Here is a 23,963-nt window from a genome sequence, read left to right as displayed (position 1 = left end):
TCTAGGAACCCAATGAAAAATTATCATCGCTTGGAAAGAATATAGAGTCCGAATCCGAACTTGAAGACTGTCCTAACGTTATCGTTCCACCCGGAGCGGATAATGAACCCGTTTTAGTGCTTGATTCGGTATTCTCAAGACTCGTTCCGTAAGCCTCGAAGTTCTGTAAGATCTGAACTCCAGAGAGATTGTTGTTGTAGATAATAATGTATGCAACTGATTCCATTGTCTTAATATTGATTGAATAAGTTTACTAGGGATTGGCAAGTTTTGTGTGAGCTTTGAGGTTTTAAAACCAAGTCTGCTGGAAGCTGGTTTCAGGATTGCAAGCTAGAGCTAATTCAACTGGTTTATAAGCCACAGTTGCTCAACCTTGATATGAGAGCAGAAAATAACATTGCAGACTCTTTGCCTTTGCAAAACCATTCCCTCAATATATCCCACCCTTCGATATCAATGCTAACCCGACAAAATAATGCAAGCGGTGGTTGAGTGTGCCAACATTGATTGTACTCTAACCATTTTCCTGATTTTCTCCAGCCCATGCTATCACCAAAAGTATTCCAAATCTTCTCATTATATTCAGAGCTTCCCCCCAAACGTTGATAAATTTGCTTTTGCTTAGAGAAGCCAAAGTTTCCATGACTATGTATTGTCCAGAGTTTGTCAATCATACGAAGGTGGTTACAAGGAAAGTTTTCAAGACTCTCGATATCTAAGTAAGCCCTCTCGTCTTTGCCTACAATTTCTTGCATCAATCGTAATGTTTCACCATCTGCTTCCTTCCATTTGGCGGTACTGAGAAGTTCTTCTAGGAGGTTGTAGTTAATCATAAATTTTGTTATTGATTCCGATTTGTAATTTTTAAAGCTATCAGTTTCAAATTCAATTTGCTAACAGATCAGAAATCTTTCCCCTTTCTTAATTTAATGCAGAGTCCGAGTTGAGAACCGTTAAACCCCAGTTGTAGTCCGTAAGTCTCAAAGTCCTGTAAGATCTGAACTCCAGAGAGATTGTTGTTGTAGATAATAATGTATGCAACTGATTCCATTGTCTTAATATTGACTGAATAAGTTTACTAGGGATTGACAAGTTTTGTTTTAGCTTTGAGGTTTTAAAACCAAGTCTGCTGGAAGCTGCTGTCATAAAATGCTGGAAATTCACTCAAGACTTCTCCGGTTCCAGAAGTCAAATTAGTAACAACTGCAATCGGTGATCTATTTCCTAGAGTGGAGACTTCAGCAGCTTCAAAGGTTTCTACAATTTCCACTTCATCGTTAGCAACAGTGTGGTCGTAGGATTTTAATCGAATGCGGATTTTTTCATTCATAGGTCTAAGGCTTCAATAATTGAGCTTTCGTTTGGTTTAACATCTATTTGGCTTTGTGGCAAGTCGCACAAATTAGGGACAGACCCTCCGGGAATAAGTAGATGTTCTGGAAATCCTGACTTAATTTTCGTCATTCGCATAAAAGCTGTAGTTGGTTTGGGGGTTAAAGTCTAATCTAGGAATAGTCTGGTATTCAAAAATTCTATAACAGTGAATTAGTGGGTATGATAAGCTTTAAACTGATGGGTGTCAAATGGCTAAGGATTTTATTGACTTTGCTAAGAATAATTTGCCTAGACTTTAAAGACAGTATAATCGTTTAATTTGTGAGTATAGAAAATGCACAGAATCAGAAATACCATGTTTGGGCTATGTCATCTCTGAAGCCCAAGTCTAATAAACTCGAACTGCAAACCTATGGGGAAAATACCCTCTCTGCCGAACAAACCGAAGCACTCATCAAATGGCTAATGGAAGGGTTCATCGAAGAAAACTATTGCGGCAAAGCTCATCTCATCTTTGACGTGGGAAATTGGGATATTCAAGGCTATACGTTGATGGCAGTCTTACGGGAAGAACCCATGTTTCTGTATCGATTCGGTGTGAGTCCATCTCCAACTCAAGCCGGGGCAAAATGGGAACTGACGCAACATCCGAGCATGAGATTGTATCAGCTTGTGGGTGATGTATTGGAATAAATCTCTAGATTATCAATCTTATAAAAACTCATCAAATGAAACAACTTGACCTATTCAATCAACCCTCCCAACCAATATTCAAATCTCAACAATCCCGATTAACGATGGACAGTCAAACGTTCATTGATTGGAAGTCTAAAATATTTAACCATCAACAAACCATTCTCAACAGTCCCCCTCCCCAACAGATGAGTTTGTTTGCTTTGGAGTTAAACCACTGCGACCCCGAAGAAATTAACCCATTCACCCTGAGACTGGAGCATCCAGAATTTTTCACCAGGCCGGATGATGGCGATTGGCTTCGCCAGTGCGCTGAAGCGCAATCGCACTTGTCTCTATTTCGTGATTGACTCTGCCCTGCCCTTGCTGCTCTACGTTGGGGAAACAAAACAAACCCCGAAGGAACGTTGGTCTGGGGTGCATGACTGTCGGGGATATATTGAAAATTACCTGGCTTTGAACTACCAATGCCAGATTAAAACCTGTGTGGGTATCGGCTTTTGGTGGGATACTCCCATTGACCGCAAGGCACGACAACAGTTAGAGCAAGCGTTGATTCAACGGTGGAAGTCGCCGTTTAATAAAGAGTGTTGGAAGTTTTGGGGTAAACCGTTTGGGTAGGTGGTTTAGAGCAAAAATTATGGGTTATTGGGTGTAGTTCGCGAGCATCTTGACTTTGGAGTATATTTGGACGTAGCTAAAACTAATTTTTACAGTTTTGGGGCGTAAGTGAAATAATTGAGGAATTAAAGCATGACACGTCAAATATCTGTAACGGGTAAAGAGCCTTGGCTGGCAGTTATTGGATCAACGATATTTCCTGGAATCGGTCACATTTATGCGGGTGGGATAAAAGTTGGCTGGATGCTAATTTCTATAGCGTTTATCCTTGTGGGTGTAGGTGTGTGGTTGATTCTAAGTTCAACAGGCAGTATACGGCTGGGATTGCAGTTACTCGTTGGATATCTTCTACTTCAGATCTGGAGTTTATTTGATGCTTATCGCACCACAAAAAAATTTAATAGTTTTGAATTTGAAAGGCAACGAAAAACGAACAAAGACCCCTGGCTAGCCGTATTTCTCTCAAGATTAATTCCCGGTTTGGGACAGGCTTATCAAGGTCAATGGGGATTTGCTCTTTTATTTTTTATTGCTGTTTTTGGTGGTGAAGTCTTAGCCAAGTATTTCCCCCTTTTTTTTCCAGTGGGTCGGGGTTTATCTTATTTCTGCTTGTACCATGCTTATATTCATTCACCAACTCGTCGGAAAAAATCCTAAAAAATAATCGTCAAAGTCTGCCTGATTTTATTACTCATTGATCTTCTTGCAGCCTTGCCCAGAAAATTTTTTGAAGCCCGTTATATACCATCGGGTGCCATGCTACCCACTTTGGAAATCAATGATCGCTTATTGGTCAATAAGTTCGTTTATCGCTTTCAAGAGCCTCAACGAAAAGACATTATTCTTTTTGATTTATCGGAAGATCAATTACAATCTGAAAGCACTTTTATTAAACGTATTATTGGATTACCTGGAGAAAACTTAGAGGTCAAAGCGGGTCGAGTTTACGTTAATAATCAACCTTTACAAGAAGACGACTACATTGCTGAACGTCCACTGTATAATTGGGGATCTGAACAGATACCCGCCAATTCGTATTTTATACTTGGAGATAACCGAAATAATTCTTATGACAGTCATTATTGGGGCTTTTTACCTAAAGACCGTATTATTGGCAAAGCCACTAAAATATTTTGGCCTCCTAACAGAATTGGAGTTATTGAATAAATCAATTTGGAGTTAATAACTTTAGTAGCACAACAATAAACCAGATGTAGCAGATATTTAATTTGATTGTTCTAACACGCATCTCAGTTAACAGTGTTGATTGTGATTGGTTCCGCCACTGCGCTTTCGGCGATCGCATTCTTGCAATTCCCGCAGAACAGAGAACAAACCTGAATAGGTGCTGACGCTCTATACTCAAGCCTTAGATTCCGTAATTTCAAAATCCTACAGTGTAGCCCTTAACAGAACGTTAGAGGTATAGCTTCATGGGTTGGTTTATATTGACTGCAATTGTCTTTATTAGCCTTGCATCTATTGTTTTAGGTGGCAATCAACAAGGAAAATCTCAAACCCGTCGCTCAAGAAGTAGCATTAGTAGCGTTGATAGTGGCAGTAATTTTAATGCTAGTAGTAATTTTAATGCTGGCATAAATTTTGATAATAGCGGTGATAGCGGTAGTTCTAATAGTAGCTGTGATAGCAGCAGCAGTTTTAATAGTGGCTGTGATGGCGGCAGTTTTAGTAGTGCTTGTGATAGCGGCAGTTCTAATAGTGGCTGTGATGCTTGATTTTAATATCGTGGGTTAAGTGTTGCTCATTGCTTCAGAAAATACTTTCAAAGTAATCCCTGGACAAAGATAGGAGTTTGGGGATTATATCTCGTTAACTGAGCTTCCAGTCTGAATATCTGGATTGAGAAATGAAATGCTTTCAATAAAAAATGATTTCTTAAATAATGGGTAATTATTTATTCAACAACTGAACAAAAGTCATAGCCTATCGAGGGTTGGGCGGTTGGCTCAGTAATTCTACCGAGAGTCCTTTAATTTCTGCTGCCTAGAAAATTCTTAAAGTTCCGTAATTCTCCCGTAGATATCTAAGGTTATTCGGCTTATGGTTGAACCAGGAATAGCATCCACTTCTCTCATTCGAGTAACTAATCATGGCTGAACTCATTCTTAATGCTCTAGCGTTGCTCATTACAGGGTTCATTATCTGGAAAACTCACCTCTGGGTTTACAAATCATCTGGATGGTTTTGGAGAGGGATAATTTGCGCTTCGCTGATGTCATTCTTCTTCATTCCAATTTTCATCGCACCGCTATTTTTCCAGGGTCTAGATTGGTTGGGTGCCATCGGACTGGCAATAAAAACCAACTTTTACTTCATCCTAGCTGCAATTCCTGGACTATTAGCAGTGTTAGGAATAGTCTTAGTTCTGTTTTAAGAGGAATCAAATTATGGAAAGCTTGCTTGTCGGTCTTTTAGAATTGGCTCTCATTATTTTTATAGCTTCATTTGTATTGAGATGTATCCTTTGGATTTTAGGAATTCCTGTTAAAATTATCAGAGCAATTTCAGGGTATAAATACAATTCTACTGATTCAGTGCTGTATATGATGATAGACTCACTTAACTTTAATTGTGAGGAGACTTCCCATAATGAGTTGCAAGTAACTAGCCATGATACTCATAGTTTTGACTCGGTTGATATAAACTAAAAAGTTGAACGCAAATGAGCTAAAGTTATGGGCATTACACTAGCTTGTTACGCTGACGGTAGGGTAGTAGCGATCATCCCCATCCCAAAAACACATCCTCTCTCAAAGGGAGGAAAATTTAAAAAGTTAAAGAAAACCTTCTCTAGTAGAGATGAAGTTACAAAGTTTCTCAAAGAACAAGGGCTTAGTTTTACAGGCAGAAATATTAAACTAGCTTGTTACGCTGACGGCAGAGTAGTAGCGATCATCCCCATCCCAAAAGCACATCCTCTCTCAAAGGGAGGACAAGTCAAAAAGTTAAAGAAAACCTTCTCTAGCAGAGATGAAGTTACAAAATTCCTTAAAGAACAAGGGCTTGTCTAATACTTTTCAAAAATGAAGCTCTTAACCTTTAGAAACGGGCAATATTACGAGACTCACCGACGATATCAATTAAGTTCACCACAGCATTGGCGAGAGCAGTCGAGAACACCTCTCCCGATAGTGTGGAAAACCTCAGTGCAGCATCACTTTTCAGCGCAGTTTTTAGGGATTCAGACGTGCCATATTGACGGTAAGCCAGTTCTAGATGAGGTTTTGCCTGTTGTAGCTTCTCCGGTTGGGGTAGGCGATCGCGTTTTTTGTGAGAGTTGAAATCGGGGTCGGCTGGAACAAGATTCCATAGTTCGTTGATGGGGTAGAGGGATAGAGGTAATAGGTGGTCGAGGTCGTACTTTGTACCTTTTGTGATGCGCTTTTCCGTCCAGGGGCAAATGAATTCTTTATCCTCCATCAGCAGCAAGTCTACATGATTGCGTTCCCAAGTCAACGGTCTACGCTTGTCGGGTCGGTTGGTGAGGAGTTGATCAATCATGCCTCGGTGAACTTTCTGTTGGTTTTCCTGTTCAACCCGTTCACTGAACAAAGCCCATTCATGGATGCAAAGTTCCTCTATCGACAGAAACATTTTTTGGAATGTTTTCCACAACTGGGATGAAATAATTAAACATTTATCGGTTGGTTTACCATTAATGATGATTATAAAATTGAGATAGCAAATACTCTCTATGAAGATTCTCCCAATATTGTATCGATGATAGCCTTTCAAGGTCAACAGATTTTTTTACCTAGCCGAGAAAATTATTATCCCAGACTTGATGCTCTGGCATGGCATCAGCAAAGGTTTAAAGAGAAAGCTAGTTAATATTTGATCAAAACTGGGAACAATACTTATTATCAGGAGACAGCGATGAACTCACAAGTTGATTGAGCAGAAGAACAGATTCGAGAAAACCAAAAACGGGTTGACTACAATACTTTAGTAATGAATATCAAAATGTTTCTTGGGATGAGGAGCATCAGTCGAACTTTATTGAGTATATTCTTCTGGGTCTTCCGATTCCCTATATGGATGGGTTTACTGCCGAAATGTTAAACAGCAAGTTTCATAAATTATAAGGAGATTTTGGTTTTTAACATAAACAAAAACGCTTGGCAAGGGACAACGCTCATGTACGTTATTCAAGTTCAAACTGAAAATGAGACCTGGTATGCTGTGTGGGTATCGAGCTTGGGGAAAAAGTTTTTACTTCCAGCCTCAACATTACTCGAAGATGCAGCAAAATGGAAGACCTATTCCGGTGGATTGAACGCATTGGATAGAAATTACAAATTTTTATCGGCTAAAGGAAAAGCCTCAGTTCTTGAAATCGAAAATAATGACAACGAGACTCAATACAAATGTTGTAATATTGGCGATTCCGTTATAGTTGCTCGCATTAAGAATGGTCAAATTTTTGATTTACATCAGGCTGAGATTACCAAACGTTCTCGCACTTCCTGTTGGATTGATAAAGATAAGTTTACGGTTTCTTGCCATAATTATAATTGGGGCTATGGTGAAGATAACTTGATGGTATTTGAAAATGAAAAAAACTTGGAGAAATTTAGATTCAAGCATTCAATTGAAAATTTAGTTAAGCAAATTGAGAAGCTCAAATATTCTCCCCAACTTGAAGAAGATTTGAAACGGATTATCGAACAGTATCAGGAGAACTAGCTATGAAAATTATGATCTCCGTAATTCAAACATTGCATCAGGGTTTGATTGATTCTTATTTAACTTCTATTGAGTACGGATTTCTTGCTAACTATTGCCGATTGCAGAAAAAGAAACCCAACGCCCAACGGCTTAATCCTCAAAGCATTCTGGACAGATTAACTGACGCTTAAATGCCTATTGACCAAGCGAAACACATCAAAGTTTCAATCCCCTTGCGGGGAATTAAGCAGTGGAAAGAAACCAGAACTATAGCAGTACAAAATTGGGTTAGGATATTTCTAAATCCTAGAATCCTCTCTTGGTACGCATTCCTTAGCTGCGCTGCTTTGCAGCAGGGTCGCACCGCTTTCAGAGTCTGCTGTTGCCCTTCGGGTATCTCTTGTGGAGACGCTGCGCGGTACGCGGAGCTATGCCGTAGGCTTTACAGCAGTTGCTCCTTGATGGAAACCACCAAGACCCTCCGGGTACTGCTACGCAGAAGCAAGCTACGCTACTTTGGTGGGACAGAAACTGACACCGCGATCGAAAACTCACCACACTGCTTCACCTGTTGCCTATTGCCTAGCGCGTAGTGCTATAGCCCGGAACGAGCCTTGTTGATCTCCAAACATTGGGCTATTCTGCCCAGTATTCCTTCCCGCACCGAAGTTCAACAAGTTTCTCTTGCAGTTTCGTATAACGTCGCTGACCTTCGTTGCGAACAGCAATGGATATGGCTTTAAGCGCTTCCAACCACAATTGCCAATTTCTTCGCCCTGGTCAATCTGGTATAGAGCAGGTTCCGATTCAGCATTGCTATAGTGCTGCATAAACAGAGGAAGAATTACCACCGGATATTCGCTACCCTGGCTCTTATGAATTGAAATACTCCAAGCCAAAGCAATCTCATTTAAGTCGGCGTAGTCGTAGGTGACAATGCGATCGCCAATACCAACCACCATTTCTTGTTCGGTGGTATCAATACTTTGAATAATTCCCAAATCCCCGTTAAAGACTTCCCGTTTATAATCGTTCGTTAGTTGAATTACGCGTTCGCGGAGCGTGCCGTCAGGCAATCGCCTTCACGAAAAATACTCGCGCCCCGAACCACCTCATTTTTATGGGGTGAGGGAGGATTAATCAGTTCTTGCAAAACTCTATTGAGGTTGCGGGTTCCCAACAATCCTCTCGTCATCGGACAAAGCACTTGCAAGTCCGAAGTGGGAATAAAACCCAGACGGGGGATAAACTGTTCGACCAAATCGCATATTGCTTGAACCCCATGCTCCGGTTGAGTTCCTCCGCCGTGCCACAAGCAGTCGGTTTGAGGGGAATTGGAAATCGGTTCGAGTTGGGGGAACTGCCCCCGGTTAATTTGGTGGGCGCCCTTGACAATTGCGCTTTGAGTTGCCTGCCGAAACACTTGGGTTAGCTTGACTACGGGGATTTGACCCGAATCGATCAAGTCTTTGAGAACGCTTCGGTGCCCCACACTAGGAAGCCCGTCGCTATCGCCGATCAGCAGAAGTGAAGCCCCGTCCGGCAGGGCTTTCACCAACGAGTAAGCCAGAAAAATGTCCAGCATCGAAGTTTCATCAACTATGAGCGCATCGCAGTCGAGGGGATGATCCCTACCGCGTGAAAAATCCATTGTTTTGGGGTCAAATTCCAACAATCGGTGCAGGGTTTTTGCCGGAAGTTTCGTCATCTCCCCCAACCGTTGAGCCGCCCGTCCGGTGGGTGCCCCCAAGAGAATCGTTTTGCCCATCGCTTTCCACAGTTCAACAATCGTGGCGGTGGTGAAGGTTTTACCGCAGCCCGGGCCGCCCGTCAAAATCAGAATTTTCGAGTACGCCGCTTTTTCTACCGCCTGCCGTTGTTGGTCCGATAGCTGAATTTTCCGGCTTTGGGTGAAGCGTTCTATCCAGTTTTTCACACGGGGAATATCGCCTTGAACGGTCTGGCTTAACCGTTGTTTGAGCAGTTGCGCCAAGTTCTGCTCGGTATGAAAGATGCTCGGTTTATAAATGGCTTCCCCATTGCCAATCACATCCACATCGGCTTGCATCTCGGCAACGACTTTTAAGATGGGTGAGGCTTCGGCTTCGTGTCCGTCTTTGGTCAGCAGTTTCTCCGCCTGTTCGACCAGTTCACTTAAGGGCAGAAAACAATGTCCATCGGCGGTCGCTTGAGTTAAAGTATGGAGAATTCCGGCTTTGTAGCGAAATTTTGACCAAGGGGAAATACCGACATTTCGAGCAATTGTATCGGCAGAGATAAAACCGATGCCATAAATATCCTCGGCTAATTTGTAGGGGTTATTAATAACGGTTTCAATTGCTTCGCGACCATAACATTTATAAATTTTGGTTGCGTAAACGGTGGAAACCCCATGACCTTGGAGAAATACCATTACTTCTTTAATCGCCTTTTGCTGTTCCCAAGCCTGACTAATCTGCTTAATTCGCTTTTTGCCGATACCCTTAATTTCGGTTAGACGTTCGAGGTGGTTTTCAATCACATCTAAGGTTTCCAAACCCAAATGATTGACAATACGTTTGGCCGTAACTGGGCCGACCCCCTGAAAAGAAGTCAGAAGTAGGAAGTCGTGAGGTCAGAAGTTTTTTGGGTTATCAAATATTAACTGTCTATTTGTAGAGGAAAGAAATGGGTTGAAATCTCCTTTTAAATATAAGCTTATTGGTTTCAGAATTTTCCCGACTTCTGACTTCTGACTTTTGACCTCACGACTTCGAGTGCGGGCCGTATTGCGGATGGTCGCGCCAGTATCCTGTAACTTGCAATGTTTGTCCTGCTTGGATGTTAGCAAAGTTGCCGATAATTGTGGTTAGGTTATCGGTTTTGGGAAGCTTGAGTCGGGCGACGGTATAACCCGATTCTTCTGAATGAAAGGTAATTCGCTCGACTATTCCGGTGAAAGTTTCTGTGGGTGGAGTCGCGTTGGCTGTAGAGTGAGAACGCATTTTCAAAAAGATAAATTAGAATTGGGTTGACTCTTGAAAAGCTATCAGACCTTCCGCTCCAATCGGGGGGACTTGTACCCTAAGGAAAGTTGAAGAGATTTTCATTTATTTTAGCATAAACTATCAATAATTTGGGGAATTTTAGCGATTGACTTTGAGTTTGATTGCGAGGAATAATTTAATGGATTGCGGGGATGAATTACTGCCCTCAATTTTCTCAAAACTTCAACGGTTTTCGCGCCTTTTGCGCTACAGTAGATGAAAGCGTCAATTCACCCTGCCATTTTCATGCAAATTATTTGGTTCCGCCGCGACCTACGATTAACGGATAATGATATTGTCGCACAAGCTGCCGCAACTGATGAAGAAATTCTTCCTTGCTTTATCATTGATCCTTGGTTTTACCAACAACCGGATATCGGTGCGATGCGGGTTCAATTTCTGTTTGAGTCGTTAACCCGTTTGGATCGCTCTCTGAGAGACTTGGGAAGTCGGCTTTATCTATTTGAAGGAAATTCTGTCGAGGTGATTCAAACTTTGACAGGCGAACTCCTACAATTGGGCTATCATCCCCGACTTTTATTTAATCGCGACGTTCAAGTTGATTATGGCAGAAAACGCGATAATCAAGTGATTGAATTTTATCAACAGTTGGGTTTGAACTGTTATTTAGGTTTGAATAACTTTCTGCAAGTTGACGGGGAAAATAGAGAAAAATGGATGGACGAATATTATGCTGATTTACGACAACCCCAACATCCGAAACCAACGAAACTAAAAACGCCTAAAATCCTCCTAAGTTTGACCCAACTCACCTTCGATGAACTTCAACAAAAATACAACTTCAATTCACAAAACAGCACCTTCTTTACCGGAGGAGAAAAGGAAGCTCAAAACACCCTAAATTCTTGGTTAAAATCCAGATACAACGGCTATCATTGGAAGCTATCCCGTCCCCAAATGGCAACCCTTGGGGGAACTTCTCATTTATCGGCTCATTTGGCGTTTGGTACGATATCAACCCGACAGGTTTATCAACAAACCAAAGCCAGGGCTAACGAATTGAAAGAGAATGCAAAAGCCCAATTTGCACTTAAATCTTTTCGCGATCGCTTGCGCTGGCGAGATAGTGCGATTCAACGATTATACTACTTCCCCTCACTGGCTTATCAAAATTGTTACCCGGAGTTTGACCAATGGTATTCCGACGGGGAATTAGAAGGCGAAAAGTTGGAATATTTTCAAGCATGGCAGCAAGGAAAAACGGGTTTTCCGCTAGTAGATGCGAGTATGAAACAACTCAAATCGATGGGTTGGATGAACTTTAGAATGAGGGCAATGTGCGCCAATTTTCTGACGGTGATTTGTGGGGTATCCTGGCATCACGGGGCGCGACATTATATGAACTATTTGGTCGATGGAGATATTGCAATTAATCACTGGCAATGGCAAGCCCAAGCCGGAGTAACCAATCCCTTATCTTCGACCTTTCGGATTTATAACCCGACTAAAAATTTAACCGAAAAAGACCCAAGATTTGAGTTTGTACGAGATTGGATACCGGAGTTGAGAGACTGCACCGATGAGCAAATTTTATCAGGGGAAATCGCGGAATTGAGTGGTTATCCTGAACCGATGTTGGATTGGTATCGGATGCGAAAGGTTAATGGTAAAGTCGTGTCGGAGTTACGCAAACAAGTTAAAAAACGCCTGGAAAAAGAGCAGGGGGTGGAGTACGAACGGGCAATGGGACTGAGTGAAGCAGTTGGCAAATATTGGAGCGCTTAAGAACAGCGATATCAGCAGTATAAACAGATTGCTGAGTAACTCAAAATGGCGAACAAAACTATGCGCGAATGGTTAATTTTGTAGACATTACGTTAACGGCATCATGCACACCACACGAAAACTAATGTCAAAAACGATGTGCCGATAAATACTGATACGACAGGCAGAACGGCAGATTGAAGAAAAAGTATCCCAAGACCCCCCCCGTAGCACCCGATCTGTATTTGTACGGTCTTCATCTATCCAGGCACTTCCATCTATTGGCGCACCTTCATAGTTATCATGCCAATCATCTTCGCACCATTCAAATACATTCCCGTGCATATCGTGTAACCCGAAGTTATTGGGCGGAAAGCTACCAACATCCGTTGTTTGTTCTTGATACTCCCCCTTCCTTACCTTACTGTATAAACCTGATTGATCATTTGTTCCGTCGTAGTTGGCTAAATCTGTAGTGATTGTTTCTCCAAAGTGAAACGGTGTCCGGGTTCCCGCCCGACAAGCATATTCCCATTGAGCTTCACTGGGTAATTTATATTCTCGTCCGGTCTTGTGTGATAATCTTTTACAAAATTCAATTACATCCTCCCAATTTACATTTTCAACCGGACGGTTATCTCCTTTAAATACAGATGGGTCTGGGTTTAATTCTCGGTCAACTTGTGGATAACTTGCTACAACTCGCCACTGAACTTGAGTTACGGTGTATCGCCCCAAAAAAAACGGTTGAATTGTAACTTCGTGTTGGGGACGTTCGTTATCTCGGCTTTCAAGTTCGTCTTCTGGCGACCCCATTAAAAACGTACCGCCGGGAATGAGTACCATATCCAAACCAACACCATCTCCCAAATTTTCGGTGAAATACTGACCCGTGCGTTTGTAGCGGGTGATAATGATGCGTTTTTCATTGCTGTCGTTGGACATAATAGAAACTTTCACCAAACGCTACATTGATGGCATTACGCACACCACACGAAAACCAACATTGCTATAGCGATCGCCGCGCAGAATAAAGTCAAAGCGAGAGGCAGAACGACAATTCCCTGGATTATAGTTCCAAGAACCACCTCGCAGTGCTACCTTTGTTTCTATACCATCTTCGTCTATCCAGGCACTTCCATCATCGGGCGCACCTTCATAGCTGTCGTGATAATGATCGTCGCACCATTCCCAAACATTTCCGTGCATATCGTGCAGTCCCCAAACATTTGCGGGAAAATTCCCCACATCTGTTGTTTGTCTTCTAGACTCTCCTTTGAGACTTTCATTGTAGGTGAAGTTTCCATTATAGTTTGCCAAATCTGTTGTGATCGTTTCTCCAAAATGAAATGGTGTTTTCGTTCCCGCACGAGTTGCATATTCCCATTGCGCTTCGCTAGGTAATTTATATTCTCGTCCGGTATTGTGTGATAATCTTTTACAAAACTCTGTAGCATCTTCCCAACTGACGTTTTCAACAGGACGGTTATCTCCTTTAAACTGAGACGGGTTTGGGTTTAATTCTCGCTCAATTTGCGGATAACTCGCGACAATTCGCCACTGCGCTTGTGTAACAGTGTATAGCCCTAAAAAAAACGGTTGAATTGTAACTTCGTGTTGGGGTCGTTCGTTCTCTCGGCTTTCCGGTTCATCTTCGGGTGCGCCCATTACAAACGTTCCGCCCGGTATTAAAACCATCTCCAAACCAATTTCATCATTGAGAGATTCAGTATAACCCCAAGCAGAAGAACGACGACGATGAATAACCCAATCTTCATTTTCGCGGCTAATAGTTGCCGTTTCAAATTCAAAACGTTCTTCAAGGATATCAGTAATAATTGCGGGTTCGTACTCGAAGGTTTGCAAGGTGGGAAAATTAACAACTTTGGCAACTTCATACTCCCGTTCTTCCAACAGAAAATCAACCGTTTGAGTTTCCCTTTCCCCAACAGAAGACAATTCCTGACGCCCATAACGTTCGGCCAATTCTTGATAATCTCCACCCAAACGTCGCAACACATCCAAACCAACCGTTGCAAAGGGTAACGCCGACTCGCCCAAAGCATTTTCGGACTCTTCTAAAACCGTCAAAAATCCCTCAAAACCCTTCGGGTTCGGCAGTTGCTCCTCGACGGAAACCGCCAAGTCCGCACTGCACTCACTACTAATCGTTCGTCCGGCTTTTTGTGCTATAATTTCAGAAAGACGATCTAAAATCGCCGTTGTCTTGGCAATCGGAACCCCATCAATTAACAAATCCCGCACACCATCAAAAAACTCGTATTGACAAACCTCACTTTCATCCGAGTCGCAACGCCGCAACAACCCACTCAGCAACACTTCCGCCACATGATCCTGTTGTGCATCCGGTAAAAATTCATCCCGCAATAAATCAATTACAGGTAAACTCACGGGTATCGACGCCATCAACCCCGCCAACTGTCTCGCCGTCCGCGAAGCCGTCGCCCGAAACAATTCTACCCGTTGTTTAGCAGTTCTGTGAGGCGTTGAAACCGGTTCTTCTGCCATTTCCCGCACAAAAGCCAGTTCAAACACCCGTCCGGGCGTCTGAGTCTCTCCCGCACCCGCCAACACTCGCGCCCAACGTTGAAACGAATTGGGGTCAAGTGTTATTATGGGTAAGGTTAGTAATCTATCGTCGCCAACTTCCTCCGGTTCGTCCGGTTCATCCCACTCGTCAACATCGGGTAAACCCTCCACATCCAACCTCGCATTCGGCAACCCCGCAACTCGACCCCCCAACCGCACAATATAACCATCACTCAAAGCCGTGCGCGACCATAACCGTTCCGGTAACATCTGCATTAACGCTACAGGTTGGGTTTGCGACCATTGCCACAACGTTTCGTAAATTATCCCTTGTCGCCACAACGCCGAAGTACAATCACTAACATATAATATCAATCGCCGCCCCGACGGGTCAACTAACTCTCGAATACTGCGGGGACGCTGAGTTAAACGGTTTTCTAGACGTTCATTCCAACGGGGAAACAGTTGTACAGTCTGTTCTTCGGCTTGCAACCGCCAAGTTCGCACCGTCCGAAACGCCCCCTGATATTCCATCAGATGTTGGAGTTCCGCGATCGCCCGTTTCCACAATACCGTCGTTTTAGAAGATTCTACCACTAAATCCAGGTCAAGCCAACGTTCTGGAGTTGGTCGGACGACGGGGACACAGATGTTCGTCTCGGCGAGTTGCGTAACAGTAGCTTCTTCATCGACATCAACTAAAATGCGTGACGGTACCTTCCGCATCAACGGACGCAACCCACGCGCCAAGTCCAAACGTGTCCGAATAGCGGGGGCGGAGGGAACCGGGAAAGGTAATGCTTTCTGGTCTGTTTGTGAAGGTTCTGATGGTTCTGTTGTTTGAGGAATTGATAAGGATTGTTCGTTAGAATATAAATTAAAAGAAGGTTCGGATGATAAGGTATTTGTCTCATCAATAGTCGTTGTTTCTCTTTGAGTTGACTCAACAATTTCTTCGGATATTTCTTCGGAATAACCCTCACTTTCCGACTCAATAAATTGAGCCAGCCAAAGCATATCTGCCAGGTCTGCCGCATTCAATTCTAGTCCCGAACGTTTTAACTGTTGCGCGAATTGTCCGATAATTGATCTTCGCTGCTGTTTAGGTGTTTCCACAGTCTATTAATAAGATTTTCTCGGTTGGTCAAGTCTGAAGTTCGTTCTCGCATCACCAGATAAACGGCGTTGAGAAGTTGGTCGGTTGCCAAATCTCCTTTATTGCGCTCTGAACGTTTTTTCACAAACTTTTTGACAAGTTCTTTAATTAATTCTTCGGATTCTGCTATTTTTTCCGTACCATTTTCTTCTTGTTCAAAATGCGCTTTGACAATTTCTTCCAAACGTTTTTCGTCCGGTTCTTCCATCGTCAACCTCACACAACGCCGTAAAAACGGGGGTGGAAAATCCCGTTCACCGTTGCTGGTTAATATCATCAGGGGAAATTGATTGCAAACAACACGACCTCCTTTTATTACCGTTGTTTTGTCTTGGGAATTATTTTTATAGGCGGTTCGGACTTCAACTTCGGCTTGAATTTCTTCAATTCTAACTAATTCGGGTATTTCAAACTCCCCCTCTTCAAAAACATAAAGCAAATCGTTGGGTAAATCAATATCGCTTTTATCAATTTCATCAACTAACAAAACACGGGGTTTATTAGAAGGTAACAACGCCGTTCCCAGTGGCCCCAAACGGATATATTTACCAATATTCTCAAAATTGCTTCTATCTTTTTCTCCGATATCTTGTAAACGGGCGATCGCATCATACAAATATAACCCATCTTTGAGGGTTGTTCGCGTTGTTATCGGCCAGTAGAGGACTTCCCCGAGGTTGAGTTCATGGGCGACGGCGTAGGCGAGGGAGGTTTTACCCGTTCCCGGTTTTCCTGTCACCAGCAGGGGGCGACGTAAATATAAGGCTGCATTCACCATTTCTATTTCGGTGGGTTGGGCTTGAAAGGTTGCGCCTCTTTCCGGTTGGCGGCGATCAATTTTTCGCCAGGGGGGAGGGGGAGGAAGCTTGGAAATGGCTTTCGGGTTGGGTTTACCCGTTCCTTTGAATATGGGTTGAAATATTGGGTCGTTCATAAGTTTAGGAGTTAGGAGTTAGGAGTTAGGAGTCAGGAGTTAGGAGTTAGGAGTTAGGAGTTAGGAGTTAGGAGTTAGGAGTCAGTGAACAGTGAACAGTAACCAGTACCATGCTACTGATAACTGGTAACTGATAACTGTAAACTGTAAACTGCCTTTCCCCTTTTCCCTTTTCCCTTTGCCCTTTGCCCTTTGCCCTTTGCCCTTTCCCCTGTTCCCTTCTAACACGCCTCCGAGTCAAATTGTAGGGTGGGCGGTACAATATTTGGGTCTTCCCAAACTAAGGTTAAATGATGACCGATGTGGTTGTCATCTTCGGTTAGAGAATTACAGCGTTCTTCTAAAATACGTTCGGGTAATTTGTACACTTCACAGTCTAAAATATTATCAATGCGATCGCTAAGTTCGCTACGCCGCGACCATAAAGCAACGGGAAGGGCTGTTTTTCTTGCTACAAATTCCAAGATTTTTTCGAGTTTTGCCGTGTCCAAGTTTTCTAGAATTGCCATTTCCGAAGACTTCAACGTTTGGAATAATTTCGCAGGGCTTCCGCAGTCAGCCCGAACAAATGTTGTTTTGGCGTTTTGTTCTATTTTCGTTTCTAATAATTGCCATTTTTGTTGCCAAAGTTTGTAATATTGTTTCCCGGTTGGGGTTAAATTGTGATGGGTTCGCATCACCAGTTTATATTGGCTTCCGAGGGTTAATTCGGATGAGGTTTGGCGGTCGCTTAAATCTAAATTTAGCCAATTTCGAGGTACAAATATATGAAGGATGGGCGAGGTGTATTCTGAGTTTTCTTCCAACCAAGTTTCTAGGAAGTTCGGTAGTTCATCGAGTGACATTGTTTCATCTTGAACCAGTGGCGATGAAAAATTATTCGCATCCCACATTGAAACTCTTATTCCTTCGGTTTGTTCAGTGGGAATGACTTCTATGATTAAATGTTCGAGGGTGTTTTTGGGGGAAATATTGCGTTCCGATTTTTCTCGCAAGGCTTTAATGAGTAAGTTGTTGAAGTTTAACTTCGGGTTTCTGGACTCAACAAAAGTTTTGATTTCGTCGAACAATTCACGGGTTAAATTATCCGAAAATGTGGCTAAAAATACTGCAAATTGGGTTAATCCATCCGTTTCGCTCCAACCGGGATAAGAGACTTGACTCAAGTTGATAAATTTATCGAGTCTATCGCCTTCTATCCAATCTTGGCCGGGGTCGCAAAGTTTAAATGCTGTATTAATTGCATTTTCTAAGTTGTTTTGTTCGTTATTATTCAAGCGTTCTAAATGGTCTTGTAAGAGGTTATCTAAGTGATTAGCATTGGTTTTTTCGGGAATTAAGTTTAACTCGGGTGTGGGTGGAAAAATTGATTCTGCTATCAGCTTTTCCTGTCCTTGAGGACAAAGACGATCCCACGTTTTTGAAAATTGTTGTAAATTGTCTTCGATATCTTTTGACCATAAAGTTAGCGTAAAACGCCAATCTTCCAAGCCCCGTTTTTGGATTCGTTCGTCTTTTAAGATATTCAGAAAGTCATCCATCCGTTTGAGAGATTCTCGAATTTGAGACTTTTTTAACTTGTTTTCCTGGCTGTTTGTTAGGGCTTCCAATGTTCTGAGGTTAGTTTCTATCCGCAGTTGGGGAGGTTTTTCTTCATCCAACCAACAGTATTTTATGTCAAAGCGATCGCTATTTTCTACCTCTCCTTTAACAAATAATAGCAGCATTTTCAATAAAGATTTGGCTCTTGCTCTGACTTTGGGGCCATAAGTTGCTCTGGGCATGGGGGTCAACGGATATTTTTGCAAAAAGTTTGGGGTTATGGCGTTGGGTTCCAATGTTCTGACTGACCCCAAACTACCCCAATGCCCAATATACCTCGATTTTTGCTATTTCTGAAAGTCCGCTTGCTTGAGGGTACGACCCCAAAGCGATAGTCACTTCAGTTGAGGAGGAGGTTCTGCTGACTCAACCCACAGATAACATTTTACAACTGAGGAGAAGAATATGAAAATTTTATCGATTCCGGTTTTATTAACTGTTATTATTCCTGCTGTTTGTTTATATTCTAGTCCGATGTCTCAGCCGTTTAGTCAATATTTCATCTGTTTCGCGAACAATAGAAATAATGTACCGCCTGAAGTTAAAGATGGGGGTTCTCGATTTTCTCAACCTCAAAAAAACTTCGATATTGATACATCTGTATCCTAAAAAGTAAACGATTTTCCTGACTATTGCCTAAGCGCTAGATCTTAAATTGCTCTTGGGTAGGGTGCATCAGACAAGAGAAAAAAGATTTTTATTACTCATCTTTAAATCTGATGCACCCTACAAATTCGTCGAAACTCGAAAAAACTTCGATATCAATACAGATTTTATGGGGACTTAAATTGCTCTTGGGTAGGGTGCATCAGACAAGAGAAAAGATTTTTATTGCTCATCTTTAAATCTGATGCACCCTACAAATTCGTCGAAACTCGAAAAAACTTCGATATCAATACAGATTTTATGGGGACTTAAATTGCTCTTGGGTAGGGTGCATCAGACAAGAGAAAAGATTTTTATTGCTCATCTTTAAATCTGATGCACCCTACAAATTCTACAAATTCGTCGAAACTCGAAAAAACTTCGATATCAATACAGATTTTATGGGGACTTAAACTGCTCTTGGGTAGGGTGCATCAGACAAGAGAAAAAAGATTTTTATTACTCATCTTTAAATCTGATGCACCCTACAAGTTAGGCTAAACTCTCGTTAAGTGTTAAGAAGAGTTCTTGGTATTGTGCAGCATACGCGAAAACCAACGTTGTCGTTGAACATATCAAGGGGATAGTTGAGGTTACGAAAGGCAGAACGACAGTACCTGGGAAAAAAGTAACACGAACCCCCTCGCAACACCCGATAAGTATTTGCATGGTCTTCATTTATCCAAGCACTTCCATCTGTTGGCGCTCCTTCATAGCTATCGTGCTTGTGATCTAAGCACCATTCCCAAACATTGCCGTGCAGATCGTGCAGTCCCCAAACGTTTGCGGGAAAACTCCCCACTTCAGTTGTTTGTTGGCAATACTTTCCTTGAGGACTACCATTGTAAGTGTAGTTTCCGTTGTAGTTAGCGAGGTCAGTTGTGATGATTTCTCCAAAATGAAATGGGGTTTGAGTTCCAGCGCGACAAGCATATTCCCATTCGGCTTCACTCGGGAGTCTATATTTTCTTCCTGTTTTTACCGACAGTCGCTGACAAAATTCGGTGGCATCCTTCCAACTTACCTGCTCAACAGGACGGTTATCTCCTTTAAACTTAGATGGGTTTAGGTTTAATTTTCGTTCAATTTGTTGATATCTTGCCACAACCCGCCACTGTGCTTGTGTAACGGGGTAACATCCCATCAAAAACTGTTGAACTCTTACCCAATGTTGGGGGCGTTCGTTGTCGCGGCTTTCGGGTTCGCTTTCGGGTGCGCCCATCAGAAACTCTCCTGCGGGGATGAGCATCAACGTTAGCGTCACCCCATCCCCAAGATGTTCGTTAAAACACTTATTCTTGCGTTTGTATCGATGGATATTGAGGGAGTTGGAGACGAATTCAGCCATAGTAAATATGCTTAATTATTGTAGAGTCGTTTAAACTGATTACTGGCGACGGGTAAGAATGTAACTGAAATAACCCTCCGAAAGCGAACATGAGTCCAACTATTCTGGTTACGGGTGCATCGGGAAACGTCGGTCGAGAAGTTCTTCGCAGCTTGAAGGATAAACCCGCAACGATCCGCATTGCAAGTCGTTCTCCGGTGCCGCTTGGGGAACAACAAAACCCCAACACCGTTTACCTTGACTTTGAAGATCCAACCACCTATTATAATGCGATCGCCGGATGCCAGTCCGTGTTTCTGCTTCGTCCCCCCGCCATCAGCAATATGAAGGCGACTCTCAACCCCTTTATTGATACAGCCCGCCAAGCCGGAGTTCAACAAATCGTTTTCCTGTCGGTAGCCGGAGCCGATCGCAATCCCATCATACCCCATTACGCCGTCGAACAACACCTGCAAACCCATCCCGGCAACTGGACAATTCTGCGTCCCGGCTTCTTCGCTCAAAATCTCGGTACCGCATACCGTTCGGATATCAGGAACGATGACCGCCTGTACCTGCCTTCGGGTCGGGGACGAGTTGCCTTTGTAGACTTGCGAGATGTCGGACAAGTTGCCGCAGATGCCCCTAGTCTCATGGAAAACCCATCAAGGTAAAGCATATACGTTGACAGGCCCTCAAGCATTTTCCTTTGAGGAGGTGGCGGAGTGTCTAACCTCGGCGTTGGGTCGTAAAATTCGTTATGACTCGGCAAGTATCTGGGGTTATGCACGCCATCTTCAACGTCAGAACAAGCCTTGGGCGCAAATTATTGTCCAAACCCTTCTTCATCTGGGGCTGCGCTTCGGACAAGCAGAAACGGTCGATCCCACTCTAGAACGGCTTTTAGGTCGAAAACCTCTCGACGTGCGAGACTACATTACAGACTACGCCCAGTTATGGCGTAAGGGTTCAACTTGAACACTACAGAATACTAACTGAAAAACAACCCGATTCTACTTTCTGTTAAATTCCAGCGCTCCCACATAGTCAAACTGACTCGGGAAGCGAGTCATCCGCAGGCACCGCCTTTTCAAGGCGGTGAACGGATGACCGTAATGTTGATTATTTGTAAATAACTTAACCTCATAAGTTCCTCTTGATAGAAGAACACAATAAATAGGCGTTTGTTGAGTCGTTTCAGCACAATCAAATGATTCTCCTTTGTCTGAAACCGCTTGAGTCATAATCCAACGTTGGGTAGGATTTTTTAATTGAATTATGGCATTCAACCCCACATCTTTTCATAAAAATGAGAATTGTCTCCGAAACAGATAAAGAACAATAGAGATTGATTGGGGACGTTGATGAGCGAGTCTAACTTTTCGGTTTCTGGGAAATATAATATCGAGGATTCAAGAAGATACATGGAGCAATTTATTGGTCTGGTTTTAGGCGATCGCAGTGGTCATAGCGTCCGGAAAGTTGCTCGGATTGATTTGGGTTCGGTTCAGACGGTGGTACATGGCGGCACCCGGACAATTGTTGGTACTTATAGCTATATGCCTCATTTTCTCAACTGTTCAATTTTACAGAACTGCTCGCCATCTTAATGCTCGGCGGACTGATTGTAATCGTTTTTCTATTTTTCCTGGGCTTCCAAATCTTGGTATTTCTCGGAGTCGGTGGAGAGCCGTTAAAACTTATAAAATCTCCCCGGTAAAGGAGAGATAAAAACCCTCGATTTTGCTTGTGTTCCGCTTCATTCTATCACGCTCAAACTCATTGTTATCCATTCCAACTCCCCAGTCAATTTTTGGGTAAAGTTAAAATTTTTAATTCATCCGAAAATCAATGTTCATGCGATCGCGAGTGCGTGGTGTTAGCCCTATCGCCCAGAAAACTCGCTCCCTTCACAATTTGTCTATATAAATTGAAGTTAAATAGGCTTCAAAGCGTGAAAACTTTATCCCCAATCTTGAGCGAATCAATCAACTTTTATGAGAATGGATTTGATAGATAACCCGATGATAAATTTTTTGGCAAATTTTTTAGCGTGGCTATTTAAAAGGGACTTCCAAAATAGCGGCATCACATCAATGGTATGAAAACTGTGCAGTTGCCCAATTTTACACCCGTCTATATCCGTCCGATTTAACCCCACATCAGAAAAATCTCATCATCAAAAGTGGACAGATTTGCAAAAAAATCGGCTATAATCCAAATTTATCGGTCATCGGTACACCGCCTTTAAAAGGCGGTGACGGCGTAAACTCGCGACCCTTCGTTCAATTCTAATCACTTACTAACACGCTATGTAGAACCCGAAGCCGAATATCAATTTTCTAGGGGAACTCGGATGAAAGCGGACTCAAACATTCACCCGGAGCCAAACTATGTATTATCTTTCAGCCAAATTTTCCAGCTTACGGTCGGCTGCAAAACAACAGCAAATCACCTCCAATCACTCACACAATATTAGAGGTGGCTTGCCAATTGAAAATTCAAATATTAGACTGAAACGGTCTAATAAGCGCGAAAATCAACAACCCTTTATTGACCCTCAAATCTGAAATCTTTACCAAAATACAGCCTCATTCACTGCGGAGGCTGACCCGGAGTATTGATGCTTAAATCTTGAGCAAAAAAAGTTTAAATTCCCAAAATTAAGAGTTAAGAAAACCTTCTTTATTGCTCGTCAATACTTCAAACGATTCTCAATAATTTTCTTGGAGAACAGATGGATAAGTCTCCTATCCTAGATTGGTATTATCATCCAAGGCCCCATCTGATATTGGCTCTAAAAATCTCAGAAAATGGGCATCACAGTAGACAACAAAAATGTTAGAATATTTTCTAACAATGCACTTCTTTTCATCGGGTGTACTCTACACATTAATTAACTTTTAAAAATTCAGGAGGAAGATTTTGTTACCCCCCAACTCTTGTTTTTTGAATCGGAAAATCCCTTCGGATTGCAACGCTTATTTCCTCGCCCCAATTTTTTCTCGGAGGAAAAGGGTTGTATTCTTCATCGGATGAACGTTCAATGTACCCGTCAAGTCTTGGAACTACCGTTGGCTGCAACCTTCCAAACTCTGCCCAACTAGGGGGAGGGATTTTAGTCAAATATCATGCAAAGAAGACAGCTACCAACCGAATGGTTAGCCAAGAACAGAGAATGCTTTTTGGACAATCCCTGCGGGGATAATTGCCCACCCAGAAGATGATTGTAGGTCAAAAATGTATCAGTTCGTAGATAAACATCAAGCTTGTGAATGTCTTTCCTGTTGCGATGCCACCCTCCGAAGATATCGAGCCGGCCAGGATTGGATAGAAGGAATTCACTGGATACGGATCAACTCCCGTGTCGTCCGGTACAACTTGGAACTGCTCCGAGACTGGCAAGCCAACCGCCATGACCAGATGGCTCATCAGAAAGCGATTCTCCTGCGGAGACGCTGCGCGAACGCCAGATATCAAAGTCTTCTCGAAGCGAACCAGAAGAAATATAAGTGTTAATATAAAATATTGGGACTGAAATGGGTCTGGTGTTTAGACCCAATCGCTGAAATCAATCGGAGCGGCGGGATTTGAACCCACGACCCCCACTACCCCAAAGTGGTGCGCTACCAAGCTGCGCTACGCCCCGACATACTTACC

Annotated in this window: 30 protein-coding genes and 1 tRNA gene; 15 read left to right on the top strand and 16 right to left on the bottom strand. The window is 42.7% G+C overall.

Translation table 11 applies throughout. The features are described 5' to 3' along the window. Position 1 precedes the first annotated feature (1 nt). The 4 genes from ACL6C3_RS13555 to ACL6C3_RS13540 form a co-directional block, all read right to left on the bottom strand. Positions 2-226: a hypothetical protein gene (locus tag ACL6C3_RS13555; RefSeq protein WP_413167710.1), complete on the bottom strand. Its 225-nt coding sequence runs from the start codon at positions 224-226 to the stop codon at positions 2-4. A 124-nt stretch (positions 227-350) separates the two neighbouring features. After that, positions 351-833 (bottom strand): GUN4 domain-containing protein, encoded by a 483-nt coding sequence (locus tag ACL6C3_RS13550; RefSeq protein ID WP_413167708.1) that lies wholly within the window; start codon positions 831-833, stop codon positions 351-353. A 68-nt stretch (positions 834-901) separates the two neighbouring features. Then, positions 902-1,051: a hypothetical protein gene (locus ACL6C3_RS13545; RefSeq protein WP_413167706.1), complete on the bottom strand. Its 150-nt coding sequence runs from the start codon at positions 1,049-1,051 to the stop codon at positions 902-904. Between the two features lie 63 nt (positions 1,052-1,114). After that, entirely contained in the window at positions 1,115-1,330 is a 216-nt protein-coding gene (locus ACL6C3_RS13540; RefSeq protein ID WP_413167705.1) for a hypothetical protein, read from the bottom strand. Positions 1,331-1,701: 371 nt separating this feature from the next. Between ACL6C3_RS13540 and ACL6C3_RS13535 the strand changes: the two genes are divergently transcribed. From ACL6C3_RS13535 to ACL6C3_RS13515, 5 genes are all read left to right on the top strand, one after another. Beyond that, positions 1,702-2,028, top strand: coding sequence for a hypothetical protein (locus ACL6C3_RS13535; RefSeq protein ID WP_413167704.1), 327 nt, complete (start codon positions 1,702-1,704; stop codon positions 2,026-2,028). A 285-nt stretch (positions 2,029-2,313) separates the two neighbouring features. Continuing rightward, on the top strand, positions 2,314-2,649 hold the full coding sequence (locus ACL6C3_RS13530; protein ID WP_413167703.1) for a hypothetical protein: 336 nt from the start codon (positions 2,314-2,316) through the stop codon (positions 2,647-2,649). 132 nt (positions 2,650-2,781) lie between these two features. Next, positions 2,782-3,306 (top strand): hypothetical protein, encoded by a 525-nt coding sequence (locus ACL6C3_RS13525; RefSeq protein ID WP_413167702.1) that lies wholly within the window; start codon positions 2,782-2,784, stop codon positions 3,304-3,306. A 54-nt stretch (positions 3,307-3,360) separates the two neighbouring features. Next, positions 3,361-3,816, top strand: a complete 456-nt coding sequence (gene lepB, locus ACL6C3_RS13520; protein WP_413167700.1) for a signal peptidase I — start codon at positions 3,361-3,363, stop codon at positions 3,814-3,816. A 281-nt stretch (positions 3,817-4,097) separates the two neighbouring features. Next, positions 4,098-4,385, top strand: a complete 288-nt coding sequence (locus ACL6C3_RS13515) for a hypothetical protein (protein WP_413167699.1) — start codon at positions 4,098-4,100, stop codon at positions 4,383-4,385. A gap of 448 nt (positions 4,386-4,833) precedes the next feature. On the opposite strand, the gene ACL6C3_RS13510 is transcribed toward ACL6C3_RS13515, so the two are convergent. Continuing rightward, complete coding sequence (locus ACL6C3_RS13510) at positions 4,834-4,974, bottom strand: hypothetical protein (RefSeq protein WP_413167698.1); 141 nt, start codon at positions 4,972-4,974, stop codon at positions 4,834-4,836. An 83-nt stretch (positions 4,975-5,057) separates the two neighbouring features. Here ACL6C3_RS13510 and ACL6C3_RS13505 point away from each other — a divergent pair, with 83 nt between their 5' ends. Continuing rightward, the gene (locus tag ACL6C3_RS13505; protein WP_413167697.1) at positions 5,058-5,318 is read left to right on the top strand and encodes a hypothetical protein; all 261 of its coding nucleotides are present in this window, start codon (positions 5,058-5,060) and stop codon (positions 5,316-5,318) included. Between the two features lie 27 nt (positions 5,319-5,345). Further along, positions 5,346-5,681 (top strand): hypothetical protein, encoded by a 336-nt coding sequence (locus tag ACL6C3_RS13500; protein WP_413167696.1) that lies wholly within the window; start codon positions 5,346-5,348, stop codon positions 5,679-5,681. Between the two features lie 28 nt (positions 5,682-5,709). Here the strand turns inward: ACL6C3_RS13500 and ACL6C3_RS13495 are convergent, their stop codons facing one another. Further along, on the bottom strand, positions 5,710-6,264 hold the full coding sequence (locus ACL6C3_RS13495) for an HNH endonuclease domain-containing protein (RefSeq protein ID WP_413167695.1): 555 nt from the start codon (positions 6,262-6,264) through the stop codon (positions 5,710-5,712). 543 nt (positions 6,265-6,807) lie between these two features. On the opposite strand from ACL6C3_RS13495, the gene ACL6C3_RS13490 reads away from it, so the two are divergent. Further along, positions 6,808-7,356, top strand: coding sequence for a hypothetical protein (locus tag ACL6C3_RS13490; RefSeq protein ID WP_413167694.1), 549 nt, complete (start codon positions 6,808-6,810; stop codon positions 7,354-7,356). 2 nt (positions 7,357-7,358) lie between these two features. Next, positions 7,359-7,529, top strand: a complete 171-nt coding sequence (locus tag ACL6C3_RS13485) for a hypothetical protein (RefSeq protein WP_413167693.1) — start codon at positions 7,359-7,361, stop codon at positions 7,527-7,529. Positions 7,530-7,913: 384 nt separating this feature from the next. Here the strand turns inward: ACL6C3_RS13485 and ACL6C3_RS13480 are convergent, their stop codons facing one another. The 3 genes from ACL6C3_RS13480 to ACL6C3_RS13470 form a co-directional block, all read right to left on the bottom strand. Further along, on the bottom strand, positions 7,914-8,414 hold the full coding sequence (locus ACL6C3_RS13480) for an ATP-binding domain-containing protein (protein ID WP_413167691.1): 501 nt from the start codon (positions 8,412-8,414) through the stop codon (positions 7,914-7,916). Continuing rightward, positions 8,384-9,892: an AAA family ATPase gene (locus tag ACL6C3_RS13475; RefSeq protein ID WP_413168321.1), complete on the bottom strand. Its 1,509-nt coding sequence runs from the start codon at positions 9,890-9,892 to the stop codon at positions 8,384-8,386. Before ACL6C3_RS13475 ends, ACL6C3_RS13480 begins: the two co-directional genes overlap by 31 nt. Before the next feature lie 190 nt (positions 9,893-10,082). Further along, entirely contained in the window at positions 10,083-10,322 is a 240-nt protein-coding gene (locus tag ACL6C3_RS13470) for a hypothetical protein (RefSeq protein ID WP_413167690.1), read from the bottom strand. Between the two features lie 288 nt (positions 10,323-10,610). Between ACL6C3_RS13470 and ACL6C3_RS13465 the strand changes: the two genes are divergently transcribed. Further along, complete coding sequence (locus ACL6C3_RS13465; RefSeq protein WP_413167689.1) at positions 10,611-12,110, top strand: FAD-binding domain-containing protein; 1,500 nt, start codon at positions 10,611-10,613, stop codon at positions 12,108-12,110. An 87-nt stretch (positions 12,111-12,197) separates the two neighbouring features. On the opposite strand, the gene ACL6C3_RS13460 is transcribed toward ACL6C3_RS13465, so the two are convergent. The 4 genes from ACL6C3_RS13460 to ACL6C3_RS13445 all read right to left on the bottom strand — a co-directional run bounded on the left by ACL6C3_RS13460 (position 12,198) and on the right by ACL6C3_RS13445 (position 18,513). Then, entirely contained in the window at positions 12,198-13,034 is an 837-nt protein-coding gene (locus ACL6C3_RS13460) for a formylglycine-generating enzyme family protein (RefSeq protein ID WP_413167688.1), read from the bottom strand. A gap of 21 nt (positions 13,035-13,055) precedes the next feature. Continuing rightward, entirely contained in the window at positions 13,056-15,755 is a 2,700-nt protein-coding gene (locus ACL6C3_RS13455; protein WP_413167687.1) for an SAV_2336 N-terminal domain-related protein, read from the bottom strand. After that, the gene (locus ACL6C3_RS13450; protein ID WP_413167685.1) at positions 15,698-16,729 is read right to left on the bottom strand and encodes an AAA family ATPase; all 1,032 of its coding nucleotides are present in this window, start codon (positions 16,727-16,729) and stop codon (positions 15,698-15,700) included. Before ACL6C3_RS13450 ends, ACL6C3_RS13455 begins: the two co-directional genes overlap by 58 nt. Positions 16,730-16,950: 221 nt before the next feature. After that, the gene (locus ACL6C3_RS13445) at positions 16,951-18,513 is read right to left on the bottom strand and encodes a hypothetical protein (protein ID WP_413167683.1); all 1,563 of its coding nucleotides are present in this window, start codon (positions 18,511-18,513) and stop codon (positions 16,951-16,953) included. A 223-nt stretch (positions 18,514-18,736) separates the two neighbouring features. Between ACL6C3_RS13445 and ACL6C3_RS13440 the strand changes: the two genes are divergently transcribed. After that, the gene (locus ACL6C3_RS13440) at positions 18,737-18,940 is read left to right on the top strand and encodes a hypothetical protein (RefSeq protein WP_413167681.1); all 204 of its coding nucleotides are present in this window, start codon (positions 18,737-18,739) and stop codon (positions 18,938-18,940) included. Between the two features lie 544 nt (positions 18,941-19,484). Here the strand turns inward: ACL6C3_RS13440 and ACL6C3_RS13435 are convergent. After that, positions 19,485-20,324, bottom strand: coding sequence for a formylglycine-generating enzyme family protein (locus ACL6C3_RS13435; RefSeq protein WP_413167679.1), 840 nt, complete (start codon positions 20,322-20,324; stop codon positions 19,485-19,487). 89 nt (positions 20,325-20,413) lie between these two features. Here ACL6C3_RS13435 and ACL6C3_RS13430 point away from each other — a divergent pair, with 89 nt between their 5' ends. Both ACL6C3_RS13430 and ACL6C3_RS13425 read left to right on the top strand, forming a co-directional pair. Next, complete coding sequence (locus ACL6C3_RS13430; RefSeq protein ID WP_413167678.1) at positions 20,414-20,977, top strand: NAD(P)H-binding protein; 564 nt, start codon at positions 20,414-20,416, stop codon at positions 20,975-20,977. Then, on the top strand, positions 20,943-21,281 hold the full coding sequence (locus ACL6C3_RS13425; protein WP_413167676.1) for a hypothetical protein: 339 nt from the start codon (positions 20,943-20,945) through the stop codon (positions 21,279-21,281). The genes ACL6C3_RS13430 and ACL6C3_RS13425 overlap by 35 nt, the downstream gene beginning before the upstream one ends. A 35-nt stretch (positions 21,282-21,316) precedes the next feature. Here ACL6C3_RS13425 and ACL6C3_RS13420 read toward each other — a convergent pair whose 3' ends face one another. Beyond that, positions 21,317-21,592 carry a hypothetical protein gene (locus tag ACL6C3_RS13420; RefSeq protein ID WP_413167674.1) on the bottom strand — a complete coding sequence of 92 codons (276 nt, stop codon included), beginning with the start codon at positions 21,590-21,592 and terminating at the stop codon, positions 21,317-21,319. A gap of 75 nt (positions 21,593-21,667) precedes the next feature. Here ACL6C3_RS13420 and ACL6C3_RS13415 point away from each other — a divergent pair, with 75 nt between their 5' ends. Further along, positions 21,668-21,913: a hypothetical protein gene (locus ACL6C3_RS13415; RefSeq protein WP_413167672.1), complete on the top strand. Its 246-nt coding sequence runs from the start codon at positions 21,668-21,670 to the stop codon at positions 21,911-21,913. A 1,630-nt stretch (positions 21,914-23,543) separates the two neighbouring features. Next, entirely contained in the window at positions 23,544-23,822 is a 279-nt protein-coding gene (locus ACL6C3_RS13410) for a hypothetical protein (RefSeq protein ID WP_413167670.1), read from the top strand. 56 nt (positions 23,823-23,878) lie between these two features. On the opposite strand, the gene ACL6C3_RS13405 is transcribed toward ACL6C3_RS13410, so the two are convergent. Next, positions 23,879-23,952: transfer RNA gene (locus tag ACL6C3_RS13405), tRNA-Pro, on the bottom strand. Positions 23,953-23,963: the final 11 nt, after the last annotated feature.

It is taken from the genome of Capilliphycus salinus ALCB114379, from assembly GCF_047276495.1.
In the GTDB taxonomy this organism is placed as follows: domain Bacteria; phylum Cyanobacteriota; class Cyanobacteriia; order Cyanobacteriales; family Microcoleaceae; genus Capilliphycus; species Capilliphycus salinus.
Note: the sequence above shows the minus strand (reverse complement) of the source record. Positions and strands in the feature narration are given on the sequence as shown.